Origin of the sequence: Streptomyces sp. YS415 (assembly GCF_023544665.1) — a bacterium.
GTDB lineage: Bacteria > Actinomycetota > Actinomycetes > Streptomycetales > Streptomycetaceae > Streptomyces.
Window position 1 is genome coordinate 242,636 of record NZ_JAMJFL010000012.1, and the last position, 18,157, is coordinate 260,792.

13 protein-coding genes are annotated in these 18,157 nt (G+C 70.9%); 2 read left to right on the plus strand and 11 right to left on the minus strand.

Annotated features, from left to right (window positions below; all coding sequences use genetic code 11):
• The 3 genes from M8H82_RS18150 to proB form a co-directional block, all read right to left on the minus strand.
• Entirely contained in the window at positions 1-1,287 is a 1,287-nt protein-coding gene (locus M8H82_RS18150; RefSeq protein ID WP_250075238.1) for a glutamate-5-semialdehyde dehydrogenase, read from the minus strand.
• A gap of 113 nt (positions 1,288-1,400) precedes the next feature.
• The gene (locus M8H82_RS18155; RefSeq protein WP_250075273.1) at positions 1,401-1,874 is read right to left on the minus strand and encodes a hypothetical protein; all 474 of its coding nucleotides are present in this window, start codon (positions 1,872-1,874) and stop codon (positions 1,401-1,403) included.
• A 169-nt stretch (positions 1,875-2,043) separates the two neighbouring features.
• Complete coding sequence (gene proB / locus M8H82_RS18160; protein WP_250075240.1) at positions 2,044-3,171, minus strand: glutamate 5-kinase; 1,128 nt, start codon at positions 3,169-3,171, stop codon at positions 2,044-2,046.
• 184 nt (positions 3,172-3,355) lie between these two features.
• Here proB and M8H82_RS18165 point away from each other — a divergent pair, with 184 nt between their 5' ends.
• Both M8H82_RS18165 and M8H82_RS18170 read left to right on the plus strand, forming a co-directional pair.
• Entirely contained in the window at positions 3,356-4,750 is a 1,395-nt protein-coding gene (locus tag M8H82_RS18165; RefSeq protein ID WP_250075242.1) for a polysaccharide pyruvyl transferase family protein, read from the plus strand.
• 93 nt (positions 4,751-4,843) lie between these two features.
• Entirely contained in the window at positions 4,844-6,892 is a 2,049-nt protein-coding gene (locus tag M8H82_RS18170; RefSeq protein WP_374211672.1) for a hypothetical protein, read from the plus strand.
• Here the strand turns inward: M8H82_RS18170 and M8H82_RS18175 are convergent.
• From M8H82_RS18175 to rplU, 8 genes are all read right to left on the minus strand, one after another.
• Entirely contained in the window at positions 6,886-8,100 is a 1,215-nt protein-coding gene (locus M8H82_RS18175; protein ID WP_250075244.1) for a glycosyltransferase family 2 protein, read from the minus strand. The genes M8H82_RS18170 and M8H82_RS18175 overlap by 7 nt on opposite strands.
• 198 nt (positions 8,101-8,298) lie before the next feature.
• A complete protein-coding gene (locus tag M8H82_RS18180; RefSeq protein WP_250075246.1) occupies positions 8,299-10,371 on the minus strand; it encodes a hypothetical protein in 2,073 nt (690 codons plus the stop codon).
• A gap of 120 nt (positions 10,372-10,491) precedes the next feature.
• Complete coding sequence (locus M8H82_RS18185; protein ID WP_250075248.1) at positions 10,492-11,991, minus strand: bifunctional cytidylyltransferase/SDR family oxidoreductase; 1,500 nt, start codon at positions 11,989-11,991, stop codon at positions 10,492-10,494.
• A 696-nt stretch (positions 11,992-12,687) separates the two neighbouring features.
• Positions 12,688-14,238 carry an alkaline phosphatase gene (locus M8H82_RS18195; RefSeq protein ID WP_250075250.1) on the minus strand — a complete coding sequence of 517 codons (1,551 nt, stop codon included), beginning with the start codon at positions 14,236-14,238 and terminating at the stop codon, positions 12,688-12,690.
• Positions 14,239-14,389: 151 nt separating this feature from the next.
• On the minus strand, positions 14,390-15,757 hold the full coding sequence (locus M8H82_RS18200) for a VCBS repeat-containing protein (protein WP_250075251.1): 1,368 nt from the start codon (positions 15,755-15,757) through the stop codon (positions 14,390-14,392).
• 111 nt (positions 15,758-15,868) lie between these two features.
• Entirely contained in the window at positions 15,869-17,311 is a 1,443-nt protein-coding gene (gene obgE, locus M8H82_RS18205) for a GTPase ObgE (protein WP_250075253.1), read from the minus strand.
• A gap of 121 nt (positions 17,312-17,432) precedes the next feature.
• A complete protein-coding gene (rpmA, locus tag M8H82_RS18210) occupies positions 17,433-17,687 on the minus strand; it encodes a 50S ribosomal protein L27 (protein WP_029387501.1) in 255 nt (84 codons plus the stop codon).
• 14 nt (positions 17,688-17,701) lie between these two features.
• The gene (rplU, locus tag M8H82_RS18215) at positions 17,702-18,022 is read right to left on the minus strand and encodes a 50S ribosomal protein L21 (protein WP_250075255.1); all 321 of its coding nucleotides are present in this window, start codon (positions 18,020-18,022) and stop codon (positions 17,702-17,704) included.
• Between the last annotated feature and the right edge of the window lie 135 nt (positions 18,023-18,157).

The window sequence follows — 18,157 nt, forward strand, 5'->3', positions numbered from 1 at the left end:
TCAGCGGCGCACGTGGCCGTCGCCGGTGACGATGTACTTGGTGCTGGTCAGCTCGGGCAGGCCCATCGGGCCGCGGGCGTGCAGCTTCTGGGTGGAGATGCCGATCTCCGCGCCGAAGCCGAACTGGCTGCCGTCGGTGAAGCGGGTGGAGGCGTTGACCGCGACGGTGGTGGAGTCGACCAGCTGGGTGAAGCGGCGGGCGGCCTGCTGCGAGGTCGTCACGATCGCCTCGGTGTGGCCGGAGGTCCACAGCCGGATGTGCTCGACGGCCTTGTCCAGGGAGTCCACGACGGCGGCGGCGATGTCGTAGGAGAGGTACTCGGTCTCCCAGTCCTCCGGGGTGGCCTCCACCACGGTCGCCCGGGAGTCCTTGGCGTACGCCATCACCCGATCGTCGGCGTGCACGGTGACCCCGGCCTCCGCGAGGGCCTCCAGCGCCCGGGGCAGGAACTCGGGGGCGATGTCCTGGTGGACCAGGAGGGTCTCGGCGGCGTTGCAGACGCTGACCCGGTGGGCCTTGGAGTTGATCAGGACGTCGACGGCCGTGTCGAGGTCGGCGTTGGCGTCGACGTAGACATGGCAGTTGCCGGTGCCGGTCTCGATGACCGGGACCGTGGACTCGGTGACGACCGTCCGGATCAGCGAGGCGCCGCCGCGCGGGATGAGGACGTCGACCAGGCCCCGGGCACGCATCAGTTCGCGCACGCTGTCCCGGCTCTGGCCCGGCACGAGCTGGACCGCGTCGGCGGGCAGCCCGGCCCCGCCGACGGCGTCCCGGATCACCCGGACGAGGGCGGTGTTGGACTCGTAGGCGGAGGCGGAACCGCGCAGCAGGACGGCGTTGCCGGACTTCAGGCACAGGGCGGCGGCGTCCACCGTCACGTTCGGGCGGGCCTCGTAGATGATGCCGACGACGCCGAGCGGGACGCGGACCTGGCGCAGGTCGATGCCGTTGGGCAGGGTCGAGCCGCGCACCACCTCGCCGACCGGGTCTGGCAGCGCGACGACGTCCCGCACGTCGGAGGCGATGGCGCGCACCCGCTCCGGGGTGAGCGTCAGCCGGTCGACGATCGCCTCGCTGGTGCCGGCCTCGCGGGCGGCGGCGACGTCCTTGGCGTTGGCCTCGACGATCTCGCTGGTACGGACCTCGAGCGCGTCCGCGATGGCGAGCAGCGCGTCGTCCTTGACGGACCGCGGCAGCGGCGCGAGGTCGGCGGCGGCGGCCTTGGCACGGTATGCGGCCTGGGTGACCGGGGTCATCGAGTCGTACGGCGAGAGCGTGGTCATGAGGGAAGCGTAGTGCGCGGGACGGGCCGGTTCACGGGATGTCCCACACCGCGAGACAAGCCGTCCGAAGCTCACGCAAAAGGGGTTCTCCAGGGGCGCTCGACGCGGCGGCGTCAGTAGGGGTGCACGCCCACCGGGGTGGCGGGCGGCGGGCCGTACCCCTCGGCGATGCGCTGGTGGTAGGTCTCCCGGTCGATGACCTCGAGGCCGACGATCTCCCAGGGCGGCAGGCCGGCGCTCTGCCGGTGCTCGCCCCACAGGCGCAGCGCCACGGCGGCCGCGTCGTGCAGGTCGCGGGCCTCTTCCCAGTAGCGGATCTCGGCGTGGTCGTGGGCGTAGCGGCTGGTCAGCAGGAAGGGGTGGTCGTGGGCGAGCTGTTCGAGGGCGCGCCGCACCTCCTTCAGCGGGGCCTCCTCGCCGGAGACGCTGAGGGTGACGTGCCACAGCCGGGGCAGGTCCTTCGGCTCCGGCTCCCGTCCCCCGGCCAGCTCGCCGGTCGCGACGCTGGTCAGGGCGCGCTCCTCGCCGGCCGCTCGGGAGGAGGAGCCGCCGATTCCACCGCCGGACGCCGCCGCCCCAGGGCGCACTCGTCTCACGACGGCCTCCTTCGTCCCACGGTCGAGCAGTGCTCGCACGGAATGTCCCTGAGACAAAGTTGAGCAGCCCGCAAGCGGTTCTGTGGCGCTTTTGCGGAACGTCCACCTGAGGGCGACACCTTTGCCGGGGCGTTCACCCCGTTTTCGGACGGAGGCCGGGTCAGGGCTCCAGCAGGACGAGATCGTCGCGGTGCACGACCTCGCGTTCGTAGGCCGGGCCGAGCTCGCGGGCCAGCTCGCGCGTGGAGCGTCCGATGAGCTGGGGGATCTCCTTGGCGTCGAAGCTGACGAGGCCGCGGGCCACCGCCCGCCCGGTCGCGTCGCGCAGCTCGACCGGGTCGCCCGCGCTGAACTCGCCCTGCACGGCGGCGATCCCGGCCGGCAGCAGCGACTTGCGGCGGTCCACGACCGCCCGGACCGCGCCGTCGTCCAGGGTCAGCGAGCCCTGCGGGGTGGAGGCGTGCTGGAGCCACAGCAGGCGGTCGGCGGACCGCTTGCCGGTGGCGTGGAAGTAGGTGCCGGTGTCCCCTCCGGACAGCGCCTCGGCCGCGTGGACGGCGCTGGTGAGCACCACCGGGATGCCCGCGGCGGCCGCGATCCGGGCGGCCTCGACCTTGGTGACCATGCCGCCGGTGCCGACGCCGGCCTTGCCCGCGCTGCCGATCTCCACGTGCGCGAGGTCCCCGGGCCCGCGGACCTGCGCGATCCGGGAGGTGCCGGGCTTGCTGGGGTCGCCGTCGTACACGCCGTCCACGTCCGACAGCAGCACCAGCAGGTCGGCGCGGACCAGGTGGGCGACGAGGGCGGCGAGCCGGTCGTTGTCGCCGAAGCGGATCTCGTCGGTGGCGACGGTGTCGTTCTCGTTGACGACCGGGAGGGCGCCCATCGCCAGGAGCTCGTCGAGGGTGCGGGAGGCGTTGCGGTGGTGGGCGCGGCGGCTCATGTCGTCGGAGGTGAGCAGCACCTGGCCGACGCGGACGCCGTAGCGGGCGAAGGAGGCGGTGTAGCGGGCGACGAGCAGGCCCTGGCCGACGCTGGCGGCGGCCTGCTGGCGGGCCAGGTCCCTGGGCCGGCGGCGCAGCCCGAGCGGGGCGAGACCGGCCGCGATCGCGCCGGAGGAAACGAGAACAATCTCACGTTCTCCGCCGCTGCGGATCTTGGCGAGGACATCCACGAGGGCGTCCACGCGGTCCGCGTCGAGGCCTCCGGAGGCGGTGGTCAAGGACGAGGAACCCACCTTGACGACGATCCTGCGGGCCTCGCCGACGGCCTGCCTTACGCCTGTCACCTGGTGTTCCGTCCCCTCGCGCGTCGACTGTCCCGCAATCTACGCGAAGGGTGCCGCCCGCCGCTCGTCGGTCCACTGCCCGGACAGCGGGCCGGTAACCGCACGCTCACTCCTCGCGCATGTCCGAAAGGTTGTACTGGATGCTTATAGAAATGAACGGCCGATCAAACTTAGTCTGACGTTTGTGTCATCGAATGTTCCCCCCGCGCGGCGCATCCTCCTCAGATCGGGGAAGAGCCCCTTCGACGCCGTCCCCGTGGAAGAAGCCCTCCACCGCGACGTCATCGCCACCAATTCCGGCAACCTGATCTTCAGCGACGCCACCCACAAGCTCCTGGAGGTCCCGGGCACCGAGGTCGTGTCCAACGGCATCCGGACGAATGTGCAGGCGGCGGGGAGGATCAACGAGCAGTACGACGCCTTCGTCGTGCCGCTCGCCAACGCGTTCCGGCCTTCCTTCGAGCCGCAGCTGAACCGGCTGACCCAGCTCATCAGCCGGCTGAAGATCCCCGTGGTCGTGGTGGGCGTCGGCGCGCAGACCGGGCTGTCCTACGACCCGGCGCGGCTGAAGCCCATGGAGCCGGCCGTGCGGGCGTTCGTCTCCGCGGTGCTCGACCGGAGCGCCTCGATCGGAGTGCGCGGCGAGTTCACCGAGAAGTACCTGAAGGACATGGGCTTCAAGGACGTCGAGGTCATCGGCTGCCCGTCGATGTTCATGCACGGCAAGGACCTCTCCGTCGCCAAGCGGGCCCCGGAGCTCACCGCCGAGTCCCGCGTCGCCGTCAACGGCTCGCACAGCGCGGTCCGCACCCAGGGCATGGACCGGATCATCGCCCGGGCCCACGAGCGCTACCCGCACCTGCGTTACATAGGCCAGAACCTCAGCGACGCCCTCCAGCTGCACTGGCGGGACGTCTCCGGCCCCAACGGCAAGATCACCGAGATGCCGACGCACCCGGACCACCCGATGTACCGGGAGGACAAGGTCCGCGTCTACATCGACCCGATCACCTGGATCGACGATCTGCGCGAGTTCGACTACTCCTTCGGCTCCCGCATCCACGGCAACATCGCGGCGCTGCTGGCCGGCACCCCCGCGACCGTGCTGTGCAGCGACTCCCGCACGCTGGAGCTGTGCCGGTACTTCGACATCCCGCACCAGCGGATCGACGAGCTCGCCAAGGGCGAGGACGTCGACCCGGCGAAGCTGTACGCGCAGGCGGACTTCGGCCCGCTGGTCAACGGCCACCACGAGCGGTTCGAGCGGTTCACCGGGTTCCTCGACCGCAACGGCCTGAAGAACACCTTCACGCACGGCGACGGCGGAGCCGCGTTCGAGCAGCGCATGCGCTCGCTGTCCTTCCCGGCCGGCATCCGCCCGTGGAACGACGCCGACCCCGTCGCCATGGCGGCCCGGTTCGGCTTCCTGCAGAACCGGATCAGCAAGCTGACCGCGGACAACGCCAAGCTCAAGCAGGAGCTGGCACGGTCCGGCTCCAAGGCGGTCGCGGCCCCCTCGTCGGTGTACCGGCGGGCGCGCCGCGTGGTCGGCAAGGCGCTCCACCCGGGCCGCCCGTAGCACAGCGCTCACTCCAAGGCCTTTCGGACACCTGCGTGTCGTCCGGAGGCAGGCGCGCGTTAACCCAAACGCACGTCCTGCGCCGACCTTGGAGTGACCGCAGTGCCCCTGTCCTTCCCCCGCCCGCCCCGTCTCCGTGTCCCGGTGCAGGCGCTGGTGGCGGCCCTTCTGGCGGGCGCGCTCTGCGCCCAGGCCATGGCCGCCCTGCGCCCGCACGTCCCGCTGCTGATCGCCGCGACCGCGCTCTCCCTGGCCATGGAGGGCGTCCTGTACCGCTGGCAGCGCGGGATGCTGCCGGTGTTCGCCAAGTCCCACCTGGACATCACCGTGCGCCATGTGGTGCGGGACCTATTGCTGGTGGTGGGCCTGCTGCTGCTCGGCGGCCAGGACCGGGAGCCGGGGTACGCCCCGCTCGTGGCCGGTCTGCTCGCCTTCTACGCCCTGCACTGCATGATCCAGGCGGTCTCGGTCCTGGTCCGGCGCACCCGCACGCTGCCGGTGGTGACCCGGAACATCGACGCCTCCGCGCTGCGCCTGTCCCCAGCCCCGCCGGTCCTGCTGCGCCGCCCCGGCCCCCGGCTGCTCGCCTTCGGCCTGCCCGCGACCGCCGGCCTGCTCGCCACGGCCGCCACCGCCGACCGCCGCTGGGCCGCCCTCGGCATCGCGCTCTCCCTCGGCCTCGCCGTGCTGGGCCTGTGCGCCCTGCTCCTGCGGCTGCTGCCGAGCCGCCGTCCGGCGACCGAGCAGCAGGCGCTGGACTGGCTGGACGCCTGGCTGGCGGAGTACCGCCCCACCGTCGGCCTGTACTTCTCCGGCGGCCCCTCCTCGGCGTACCAGGCGAACATGTGGCTGGAGCCGCTCGCCAAGCTGGAGGGGCGGCCGCTGATCGTGCTGCGCGAGCGGTTCATGGTCCAGAAGCTCGCGGCGACCGACGTCCCGGTCATCTGCCTGCCGAAGGTGTCCACGCTGATGCGCCTGGAGCAGTCCACGCTGGAGGTCCTCATCCATCCGTCGAACTCCGGCAAGACCTCCCAGGTGGTGCGCATCCCCACCATCAAGCACACCTTCGTCAACCACGGGGAGAGCGACAAGCTGTCCTCCTGCAACCCGTACGCGAAGGCCTACGACGAGGTGTGGGTCGCCGGTCCCGCGGCGCGTGAGCGGTACGCGCTGGCCGAGGTCGGCGTCGAGGACAAGGACGTCGTGGAGATCGGCCGCCCCCAGCTGGACGCCGTACGGCCCTGTGCGGGCCCGCCGGCCGGGACGTACACGACCGTCCTGTACGCGCCGACCTGGGAGGGCTGGGACGGCAACCCCGGGAACACCTCGGTGATCGAGGCGGGCGAGAACATCGTCCGGGCGCTGCTGGCCGATCCGGGGGTGCGGCTGCTGTACAAGCCGCACCCGCTGACCGGATCGGTCGACCCGCGGGCCGGGGCGGCCGATCTGCGGATCCGGGACCTGGTGCGGGCGGCGAACCGGGAGCGCTCGGGGCCGCGGCCCGCCGAGGACGGGGAACTGGCCCGGCTCACGGCCGAGCTGGACCGGCTCACCCTCTGCGTCGCCCGGTCCGGTGCCGACCAGCTGGAGCGGATGGGGAGCCAGTCGGCGCCGGAGAAGGGGCGCGCGGCGGCGGTGGAGCGGGTCACGGAGGCCTGGGACGCGGCCTACTGGGCGGCGCTGCCGGAGTGGGAGCACCAGGTCGTCACGGAGGCCCGGCCCGCGCTGTACTCCTGCTTCAACCAGGCGGACCTGCTGATCAGCGATGTGTCCAGCGTGATCAGCGACTTCCTGGCCAGCGAGAAGCCCTACGCGGTGGCCAACACCAGTGGACTGTCGGCGGACAGGTTCCGCAAGGCGTTCCCGACCGTGCGGGCGGCGACCGTGCTGACGCCGGACGCGTCCGGGGTGCCGGAGCTGCTGGCCGCGGTACGCGACCCGGAGAAGGACGAACTGGCCGAGGCACGGGCCGAGTTGAAGCGGCACCTGCTGGGGCCTGCCGAGCCGTCCGCGCAGGAGCGGTTCGGCACGGCCGTGCAGGAGCTGTGCGCGGCCGCCCGGGAGCACCGGGTCCGGATGGCCGAGCGGCTGGCGGCAGAGCTTCCCGGGCCCCGGCGGCAGGAGGTGCCCGCGCCTCAGTGACCGGCGGTCGCGGCCCGGCCGCCCGGGCGGAGCGTCCGGCGCAGCTTGCGCAGGGCGCGGCGCAGGAGGAGGCCGGGTCCGCCGTCACGGTAGCCGGGGTGGCCGCGGGCCTCCCGGGGCTCGGCGAGATAGACCGCGTCGGGGACGGCGGCCTCGGGGTCACGGAAGTACGGGTAGGCGAGGTACAGGCGGCGGCCCTTCTGCTCCAGGAGGGCCGCCGGCTGCTGTCCGGACTTGGTGAACCTCAGCACCTCCAGCAGGCGTTCGGTCTCCTGCCGGGCCACCAGATGCAGCCGCAGCCGTTCCTCGACCTTGATGCGCCGGGCGATGTCCTCGTTCCAGTGCGCGGCCATCAGCGGCGCGGCCAGCTCCAGCTTGTGCCGCCGGATCTTCGCGCTGTCCTTGAGGAACTTCGGGCCGAACTGCGGCAGCAGCGTCACCAGGAAGGGCCGGATCAGGAGGGCGTCGCGGCGCGGGCCCGGCGGGACCATGTCCGCGATCAGGTTCATCAGGGCGCGTGCGGAGTCGAAGCGCAGGGTGTAACTCCCGCCCTTGGTCACGTGCTTGCCGTCCTCGCGGCCGACCAGGTAGTAGCAGGTGTAGTCGGCGAGCACGGAGACGCCGTCGGCCCGCAGGTACGCCTCCATGGTGAACAGCGCGTCCTCGCCGGTCCACAGGGACTCGTCGAAGCGCATCCCGTGCCGGGTGAGCAGTTCCCGGCGGAACAGCTTCTGCGCGCTCAGCGTGAACTTGATGTTGGAGGACCAGACGTCGGTGCGCTCCAGCGTGCTGCCCCACATCGACTGCGGCGGCTTGCGGTTGATGCCCTCGACCCGGCCGAGCACGACGTCCGTGCCGTTGCGGTCGGCCATGGCGACCATCCGCTCCAGGGCCTCGGGGCCGAGCCGGTCGTCGGCGTCGAGGAAGAAGACGTAGCGTCCGGTGGCCTTGCCGAGGCCGACGTTGCGCGGGCCGCTGGGGCCGCCGGAGTTCGCCTGCCGGATCACCGTGACCGGCATGGGGGCGCGGTCCGCGAACTCCTCCAGGCAGGCGCCCGTGCCGTCGGAGGAGCCGTCGTCCACCGCGATGACCTCGACGCGCGCCGGGTCGATGGTCTGCGCCTCGACGGACGCCAGGCAGTCGACCAGGTACGGCATGGCCTCGTACGCCCCGATGACGATGCTGACATCAGGCTGCGGCACGGTCACGTGTTTCCCCCCAGTCAACGGAAGGTTTTCTCCCGTTTCTCCTTTTCGCTACCTAGTAGACGGTTCAAGTCGTAAAGGGGTTGCTCCGCGACGGAGCTTTGGTGACTCAGGTCACAGTACGTATCAGGTGTCAAAAGCGTTCGGCCCCCGCGGAGTTGAACTCCTCGGGGGCCGAACAGGGGTCTGGTGAACCGGCGGTCAGCCCGTCAGTTCCGCCTCCTCGGTGGAGGCGATTCGGGCCTCCTGGCCGAGGTTGCGGGTCTCGGCCTTGAGGGTCAGGTTCGCGACGGCGGTGTTGAACTGCTCGATGGAGGTCGGCTCGTCCGGGCCGAGCAGATACCGCTTCAGCTCGCCGCGGTCCTCGGCCAGCGGGTCGGCGGACGGGTCGCGGACCGCGTCCAGCAGACCGCCGAGCTCGGCGGCGCTGTTGGAGAGGATCACGGCCGCCCGCACCGCGGTGTTCTGCCGCTTGAACTCCTCCTCGCCCAGCTCCCCGGAGTCCGTCACCGCGTACGGCTTGCCGCTCGCGATGAAGTCGGAGACCACGCTGGAGATGTCGGAGACCATCGCGTCGGAGACGTTGAAACAGTCGTACAGCCGCGGCTCGGCGCCCGTGATCACCCGGTGCTCGTGGCTGCCGAAGGAACGCCAGTACGCGTCGTTCCACTGCGCGCGCAGCCGGGCGACCTCCTCGTGCCGGGCCACGTCCACCAGGCTGTCCCGGGTGACCTCGGCCTCGTCGCCGCGCTCCTTGCCGTTGCCGGCCAGCTGCGCGAGCCGGGCCTCGATCCGGGCCAGCTCGGCCTTGGCGGCGCTCCGGGCCGCGGTGTCGGCGGCGAAGCGGGCGTCGGCGGCGCGCTCGGCGCCGGCCTTCTCCACCAGGGCGGTGATCCGCTGGTGGGCGGCCTTGGCCTCGGCGCTGACGGTGCCGGTGAACGGGTGCGGCTTGTACAGGACGCGGACCGGCGGTTCGGCCGTGACCAGGCTGCGCACGATGTTCTCGCCGGCCAGCACGATCGAGGTGTTGCCGGGGTTGCCGTCCCAGCCCTCCCAGGTGGGGGCGTACAGCACGGTCGGGCAGCGTCCGTCAGCGGCTCCGCCGCGGGGGCCCTCGGGCACGCTCTGCCAGGTCTGGATGGGCGCCAGCTGCGGGCGGCCGACCTCGACGATGTCGTCGTCGCGGACGCCGACGTCCGCTATGGCGTACCGGTCGCGGCCCGCGCGGCCGGCGGTCCACACCTCGTCGTAGACCTTGCTGAACGGGTTGACGCTGGCCAGCTTGTCGCTGTCGCCGTGGCCGATGAAGACGTGCTTCATGGTGGGCACGCGCAGCAGGTGGATGTTCTTCCCGACGTTCGCCGCGTACAGCGCGACCCGCACGGTGCTCAGGTCCAGGTTCATCAGGTGCACCCCTCCGGGCACGCAGATGACGGGGACCGTGGTCGGCGCCAGGTTCGCCAGGATGACCCGCTCGCGCAGGATGATCAGCGGCCGGGAGTCCAGCTGCTCCATCGTCTCGAGCCACATGTTGACCTGGTACGCCGACTCCTTGGAGCCGGAGAAGTACAGCACCGTCTCGGGCCGGTACTCGGCCAGCCAGTCGTCCATGGCGGCCAGCACGGTCTCCGCGTTCGGCGGGATCCTGCTGCCGCGGACGAACGGCACGAGCGCCAGGACGTACAGGCAGCCGAGGACGACGGTGACGCCGACGCCGATGAACCCGGCCATGGCCTCGTCCAGGAACGCCGAGACCAGCACGCCGGCCATGGCGGCGAGGTCGAGGTGGAGCATCTTCTCGGCGGAGCGGTTGAGCAGACCGCGCGGCGGGGCGTCCGGGATCCGGACGCGGGAGCCCAGGTCGATGTTGCGGGTGGCGACCGGCATCCGGCGGCGGTTGCGGATCAGGGTGACCAGGGCGCCGTGCGGGGCCTGGAGGCCGTAGAAGGCGATGAAGCCCGCGACCGCGGCGTAGAAGACCAGGTTGTCCGAGAGGTCGAGCCGGGCCAGCAGCAGGATCAGCAGCAGCTGCCGGATCAGGAAGCGGATCGACAGGCCGGCGCGCACCTTGCTCAGGCGGTTGACCAGGTAGCTGCCCTTGCGGTGCAGATAGTGGTCCGCCAGGTACGTCACGGCCGCCGCAACCGTGAAGGCGGGGACGCTCGGGACGAGCGCGGCCACCATGAGGCAGGGGAAGCCCAGCATCACGAGGACCGCCGCGGCCAGCTCGGCCGCGCTGCCCACCCGGGCGACGCGTATAGCGGTGGAGATCACGGATAAACCTGCTCTGGGAGGGGTTGCCGGTCTGAAGGGCCGAAGGACTCAGGCCCCTGTGAATTCTTCGTGAATGAAGAAACGCAGAGGCCTGAATTCCGTAAGGCTATTGTCAGTTGATTATGCCACGCCGTCCTGGCGGTCCAGCACACTGGCCAGCGCCGCTTCGAAGCCGGAGGCCTGGCCCGCGGCGGCGGTCGGGTCCTGCTGGCGGACGTCGATGACATGACCGGTCAGCTCGGAGAGCAGCACGTCGAGCGAGGTGCGCGCGACCGCCTCGGAGGAGAGCAGGGAGCCGGCCGGCTCCTGGCCGAAGGCCTTGGTGCGCATCGGCGTGGCGGTGCGCTCGGGGTTGATGCAGTTCACCCGGATGCCGTCGCCGGCCCACTCGTCGGACAGCGCCTGGGTGAGGTTGACCATGGCGGCCTTGGTGGAGGAGTACAGGCTGTACTCGGCACGGCCCCGGGTGTAGCTGCTGGAGGTGTACAGCAGCAGCTGGCCGCCGGTCTCCGAGAGGTACTTGTACGAGGAGCGGGCGATCTGCACCGGCGCCAGGTAGTTGACCTTCAGCGCCTCCTCGATGGTGGCGTTGTCGGTCTCGGCGAGCTTGCCGATGCGCAGCACCCCGGCGGTGTTCACCACGTAGTCGATGCGGCCGGTCTCGGCGTACGCCTTGGACAGCGCGTCGTCGACCTCCTCCGGGTTCTCCACGTGGGTGCCGGTGGTGGAGCGGCCGAGGGCGTAGACCTTGGCGCCGTAGGACCCGGCGAGCTCGGCGATGTCCTTGCCGATGCCGTAGGAGCCGCCGAAGACGACGATGGTCCTGCCGGTCAGCAGCTCGCGGTAGGCCTCCTCGGAGACCTGCTCGGGCGCGGCGGTGGAGGCCAGCTGGAACAGCTTGTCGGCGATGAAGACGTCGACGGGCTGGGTGACCTTCATGTTGTACTCGTCGCCCGCGACGACGTGGATCGGCACGTCCGGCAGGTAGCGCAGCACCACGGTGCAGTCGTCGGTGGCCTGGAAGTTCGGGTCACCGGCCGCGACCTCGTAGGCGCGCTTGATCGTGGACAGCTTGAAGGCCTGCGGGGTCTGGCCGCGGCGCAGCCGGGAGCGGTCCGGGATCTCGGTGATGAACTCGCCGTCCTCGCCGTGGGTGCGGGTGACGATGATCGTGTCCGCGGACGGGATGGCGACGTCGACGGCCTGGTACCGCTCCAGGGCGGCGACGCAGTCGTCGATCACACGCTGTGACAGCAGGGGGCGCACGGCGTCGTGGAAGAGGACGTTGCGGTCCTCGCCCTCGGCCAGGCCCTCACCGAGGGCGGAGATGGCCCGCTCGGTGGTCTCGTTGCGGGTGGCGCCACCTTCGATGATCTTCGTGACCTTCGTGAACCCGGCCTTGGCCACGATCTTCTCGATGTCGGGGACGTAGCCCGGCGCCATCAGCACGATGATGTCGTCGATCGAGTCGGCCTTCTCGAAGGTGGTCAGGGTGTGCTCGATGACTGCCTTGCCGGCGATCTTCAGCAGCTGCTTGGGGATCGAGAGACCCACACGCTGACCGGTGCCACCGGCCAGGATCACTGCGGTGGTACGGGGCTTGGCTATGTGCTGGGACACAGGTGACCTACCTTGTGGCGACTGGGAACCTGGAAATGGTCCCACTTCCGGTAACCGCAGTGCAAGGTGAGCGTCCTTCCCCGCATATGTGCGCGCAACCTGTCATTCACCTTGCACTCCTGGTGACAGTCGGAAAGCTTCCGTGGACGGTGCGGAATTGCCGCGCGTAGCTGTGAGTAACCGCACAGCTCAGCGACGGCGCTGCCGCTTCGGGGCGCGCTGCCCGAGTACCCTCACGAGTTCCTTCGACGGCGTTCGGCGAACCGTCCGCACCGGAGCCTGCGGAACGGCGGAGAGGATGCCGGGGTCGCCCAGCACCCGCACGCCCGGCGCGCGCGGATCTTCACGTCTCGGGGACCCGGCGCGCACGCGTTCTTCATATGCAGCACGGCGCCATATCGGACGAGCTGTGAATAAAGCTCGTCCGGCAGCTCATTCCCACGGAATTCCACATCAAGATTCCGCAGCATTTCGGTCTCGGCGCGGGTGAGTGAACGGTTCGCGGTGTCCGGAACCTCATGGAGCAGATTCCCGGGCAGCCCGAGCAGCGCCTCGAAGGTGCGCTTGCGCAGGCGTTGCCGCCGACATGGGGTGCCTGCTGGTGGCCGGGAAGCCGAGGACAGGGGACGGCAGGAGGTGTTCCTGAGGGTGGGCCAAGAGCCCGATGGGACGGTGATGAGCGCCGCGCTCACCGGGTCAGACCACCTCGACGCCCGGGCGGCCCGCCTCCACCCTCAGCCTGGCCAGCGTGCTCGGCACCGCCGTCTGCCGGCGGACCGTGTCCACCACCCTGACCTGTGCGTCGATGCCGTCGCGGCGGATGTCGAAGAGGTGGTAGCCGCGGTGCGCGTCGAGCAGCTTCCAGTGCGGGTTGTCCGCCCGGCGCGGGTCCCACTCCCGGCGGAACGCGTCCTGGTCCTGGTCGCCGTTGCTGGAGATCGAGGTGCCGACGAACTCGGCGCCGACGACCGCGGAGGCCGGGTCCGCGAAGTCCTCCTTCAGATCGCTGACCATCGTCAGGTGCCGGTCACCGGTGAGCACCACCGGGTTGCGCACGCCCCGGAACTCCTTGAGGAACCGGTTGCGCTCGGCCTGGTAGCCGTCCCAGGCGTCGTAGAACCACTGCTTGCCCGCGCCGACCAGCAGATCCGTCTCGGCCATCATGATCTGCGAGGCGATCAGGTTCCAGCGGGCCGGCGAGTCCTGCAGCCCGTCCAGCAGCCACTGCTTCTGCGCGGCGCCGAGCAGGGTGAGCGAGGGGTCCATCGCCCCGGCCTGGGTGGTGGCCTGGTCGCTGCGGTACTGGCGGGTGTCGAGGACGTTGAGCCTGGCCAGCCGGCCGAAGTCCAGGCGCCGGTGCATCCGGATGTGCGGTCCGTTCGGGACGGCCGTGGCGCGCACCGGCATGTGCTCGTAGTACGCCTGGTAGGCCGCGGTGAGCCGGGCCACGAACGCGTCGTGCGGCTGCTTCGCCGGGTCCTGCGGGATCTCGCCCGCGAAGTCGTTGTCCACCTCGTGGTCGTCGAAGGTCACCACGAAGGGCGCGCCCGCGTGCATCGCCGCGAGGTCGGGGTCGGAGCGGTACTGCGCGTAGCGGTTGCGGTACTGCTCCAGGGTGTACGGCTCTCCCGTGCCCTCGTGCCGGCGCAGGGCCGTGGCCGAGGGCACCGACTCGTAGATGTAGTCCCCGACGAACAGCACGACGTCGGGATCCTGGGCCAGCATGTCGGCGTACGGCGTGAACCAGCCGTGCTGCCAGTTCTGGCAGGAGGCGAGCGCGAGGCGCAGTTCGCCGCCGGAGCTGCGCGGGTGGGGGGCGGTACGGGTGCGGCCGACGGGCGAGAGACGGCCGCCGGCGCGGAAGCGGTACCAGTAGCGGCGGCCCGGGCGCAGGCCCCGTACGTCCACGTGCACGCTGTGGCCGTACTCGGGCCTGGCCTGGGCGGTGCCGCGGCGCGCGACCTTGCGGAACCGCTCGTCCTCGGCGAGTTCCCACTCCACCGGCATGGCGGCGTCGGGCATGCCCCCGCCGTTCAGCGGGTCGGGGGCCAGCCGGGTCCACAGCACGATGCCGTCGGGAAGCGGGTCGCCGGAGGCCACGCCGAGGCTGAACACGCCCTCGGGCAGGGCGGTTGCGGCGGCGCGGGCGGTGGCGGGCAGCCACAGCTGGGCGGAGGCGGCGGCGCCGAGCACGGCGGCACCGGCGGTCAGAAAGCGGCGGCGGTCGGGTGATCCTGCTGCGGTCATCGACGAACTCCCCTGCGTCGCGGGCCCCTTGGACACCTGGAAGCTCACGCTTCCGGTAGGCCACCCGCTGAACCTCAGGGTTCGCGTGCATGACAAATGGGCGAGCAACAGGAAGGCGCCCGCCGGCCGGCCGTCGGCGGGCGCCCGCGGATCACTGCGGGAAACGGTCGCCGAAGCGCGAGTCGTCGGCGGTCATGCCGAACGCGCCGGCGCCGAAGGAGAGGACGCCCTTGGCGGTGAACGTCCAGACACCGCCCGCCCACTGGTTCTCCCCGACGGCCGAGACGACCGGCTCGGCCACTCCGTCGCCGTCGCTGTCGACGACGTCGGTGTCACTGCCGAAGCGGTCGTTCTGCTCGGCGCTGCCGGGGACGCCGGGGCTCGCCTGGCCGAACACCTCGCCGCCCGCACCGGTCGGCCCGCCGGGCCCGCCCGGCAGAACGGCGAAGGTGCCAACGTCGGCCTTCCCGCCTAGGTCCTCGGTCGGGTTCCCGGCCACGACGTCCCCGTAGCCGTCGCCGTCGAGGTCGCCCACCGAGACGACAGCGCCGAAGCTGTCACCGCTTTCATGGGAGCCGGGGACCCCGGGCGTGTCCTGGGTGATCACGCGCTGGGTGCCGCCGTCGACGATCCTGACGTCATTGCCGCCGCCGGTCACGATCTCGGCGCCCGCGTCACCGTCGACGTCCCCGACGGCCAGGGACTCGTGCCAGGGCTCGCCCGTACGGAAGGTCGTGACGGTGGTCGGCGCAAGCAGTCCGTCGCGGCTGCCGCGGACGAGATGCACGGAGTAGGCGTAGAGGTTGTCGCTCTGCCGTGCGTAGGTACAAGCCAGCGCGACGATGTCGGTGATGCCGTCGCCGTCGACGTCCCCGGCGGCGAGGGCCGTCATCTGGTCGCTCGTGTGGAACTCGACGCCCTGCTGCGCGAAGGCGGCGGCCCCGTCCCGCCCGAACGGACCGAACCGCACCTCCCCCGGCCGGGCCAGGTCCTGGTGCCCGTCCCCGTTGAAGTCCCCGGCGACGGTCGTGCCGCCCTGGTACTTGCTGCTCGTCAGCGCGGGCAGCACCTTGCCGGAGGTGAGGCCGCCCGGGCCGCCCCACAGCACGGAACGGTTGCCGTCCCGGGCGATGCCGTTGTGCGTCCACTGCTCGTTGTCGGACTCGACCAGCAGATCGGCGTACCCGTCGCCGTCGAGGTCCGCCACGGCGAGGTGGCCGCCGAACATGTCGTGGGACTCGACGGTGCCGGGGACGCCCGTGGAGGCCTGGCTGTAGGCCTTCCTGGTGCCGGGCCCGTTCGCCGAGCCGTAGACGACGGCGACGTACCCGGCCCGCTTCTTCCCGGCCACCTGCCCGCTCGGCACACCGGTGACCAGGTCCTCGTAACCGTCGCCATTGAAGTCCTGCCGGACGGACTCGGGCGCGGCATGCGCGAGGGGTGTTGCTCCGACGGTCGCGCCCAGCAGGGCGAGGGCGATCACGAGACTGCGGCGTACGGGCACGTCGACTCCGGGCATCGGAAGGGCGGTTGACCGCGGAGAGGACCAAGATCCTCATCCGCGGCGCCCTGTACGACTCGCCGGACCGACGGTTGGTTGCCCTGCCGTACCCCCCGGCTTCCCTCGGGGTTAACCCTCGAAGGGCTCGAAGTCGTCGTACTCCCGGTCGACGTCGTCCCGCTCGGCCTGCTTGTCCCTGCGGCGCTGGGCCGCGGGGCGCGGCGCCTCGAAGCGGTGGTCCTCGCCGCGCCGGCCGAGCATCTCGGCACCGGCCATGACGGTCGGCTCCCAGTCGAAGACGACGGCGTTGTCCTCGGGACCGATGGCGACCCCGTCACCGGCCCGGGCGCCCGCCTTCATCAACTGCTCCTCGACACCGAGGCGGTTGAGCCGGTCGGCGAGGTAGCCGACGGCCTCGTCGTTGCTGAAGTCGGTCTGCCGCACCCAGCGCTCCGGCTTCTCGCCGCGCACCCGGAACAGCCCGTCCTCCTCGCGTACGACGGTGAAGCCCGCGTCGTCCACGGCCTTGGGCCGGATGACGATCCGCGTCGCCTCCTCCTTCGGCTTCGCGGCCCGCGCCTGGCCGACCATGTCGGCGAGCGCGAACGACAACTCCTTCAGCCCCATGTGGGCGACCGCCGACACCTCGAAGACGCGGTAACCGCGCTTCTCCAGATCCGGCCGCACCATCTCGGCGAGGTCCTTGCCGTCCGGTACGTCGATCTTGTTCAGGACGACGATCCGCGGCCGGTTGTCGAGGCCGCCGTACTCGCGCAACTCCGCCTCGATGATGTCGAGGTCGGAGACCGGGTCGCGGTCGGACTCCAGCGTCGCCGTGTCCAGCACGTGCACCAGCACGCTGCACCGCTCCACGTGCCGCAGGAACTCCAGGCCCAGGCCCTTGCCCTGGCTGGCGCCCGGGATGAGCCCCGGCACGTCGGCGATGGTGTACACGGTCGAACCGGCGGTGACGACACCGAGGTTCGGCACCAGCGTGGTGAACGGGTAGTCGGCGATCTTCGGCTTGGCAGCGCTCAGCACCGAGATCAGGGAGGACTTGCCGGCGCTCGGGTAGCCCACCAGCGCCACGTCGGCGACGGTCTTCAGCTCCAGGACGATGTCCTGGAGGTCCCCGGGCACGCCGAGCAGCGCGAAGCCGGGCGCCTTGCGGCGGGCGGAGGCGAGCGCGGCGTTGCCGAGGCCTCCCCGGCCGCCCTGCGCGGCGACGTAGGAGGTGCCGTGGCCGACGAGGTCGGCGAGGACGTTGCCCGCCCTGTCCAGCACGACCGTGCCGTCCGGCACCGGCAGGATCAGGTCCTGGCCGTCCTTGCCGGAACGGTTGCCGCCCTCACCGGGCTTGCCGTTGGTGGCCTTGCGGTGCGGGGAGTGGTGGTATTCGAGCAGCGTGGTCACGGACTGGTCGACGGTCAGGATGACATCGCCGCCCCGCCCGCCGTTCCCGCCGTCCGGTCCGCCGAGCGGCTTGAACTTCTCGCGGTGGACGGAGGCACAGCCGTGACCTCCGTTACCCGCGGCGACATGCAGTTCGACGCGGTCCACGAAGGTGGTCATGGTGGGTGCCTCCAGTTACTTACGGAAATGTCTTAGCTGTGCTGCATCTATTCAAAACAGCGAAAGGCGGACCCGCCTTCCCACCAGGGGAAGTGAGGTCCGCCTCGCGAAAAGCTTCCGATCAGGCGACCGGAACGATGTTCACGACCTTGCGGCCACGGTGGGTGCCGAACTGCACCGAACCGGCCTGCAGCGCGAACAGCGTGTCGTCGCCGCCGCGGCCCACGCCGGAGCCGGGGTGGAAGTGGGTGCCGCGCTGACGGACCAGGATCTCGCCCGCGTTGACGACCTGACCGCCGAAGCGCTTCACGCCGAGGCGCTGAGCGTTGGAGTCACGACCGTTACGGGTGGACGATGCGCCCTTCTTGTGTGCCATCTCTCCTCAGTCCCTTACTTCGCAGCCGCGGGGATCTCAGTGACCTTGATCGCCGTGTACTGCTGGCGGTGGCCCTGACGACGGCGGTAGCCGGTCTTGTTCTTGTAGCGAAGGATGTCGATCTTGACGCCCTTGTGGTGGTCCACGACCTCGGCCTGGACCTTGATGCCGGCCAGCACCCACGGGTCGCTGGTCACAGCGTCGCCGTCGACAACGAGCAGGGTCGAGAGCTCGACCGTGTCGCCAACCTTGGCAGTGGGAATCTTGTCAACCTCAACGATGTCGCCGACAGCAACCTTGTGCTGGCGACCACCGCTGCGCACGATGGCGTACACGCGGGTCTCACTCTCTCGCTCAGAACGGCACCCCCGCAGTCCAGCCGCCCGTTGGATCAGCGGACGGCCTCTCCCGGCCACGCGGACCAAGGAGGAAAAGGTTTACGGGGATGTGGCGTGTCAGTGGACACGCCG

Coding starts and splice junctions, on each gene's coding strand:
- obgE (WP_250075253.1), bottom strand. CDS start 17,311: ATGACCACCTTCGTGGACCGCGTCGAACTGCATGTCGCCGCGGGTAAC.
- M8H82_RS18200 (WP_250075251.1), bottom strand. CDS start 15,757: ATGCCCGGAGTCGACGTGCCCGTACGCCGCAGTCTCGTGATCGCCCTC.
- M8H82_RS18195 (WP_250075250.1), bottom strand. CDS start 14,238: ATGACCGCAGCAGGATCACCCGACCGCCGCCGCTTTCTGACCGCCGGT.
- rpmA (WP_029387501.1), bottom strand. CDS start 17,687: ATGGCACACAAGAAGGGCGCATCGTCCACCCGTAACGGTCGTGACTCC.
- M8H82_RS18150 (WP_250075238.1), bottom strand. CDS start 1,287: ATGACCACGCTCTCGCCGTACGACTCGATGACCCCGGTCACCCAGGCC.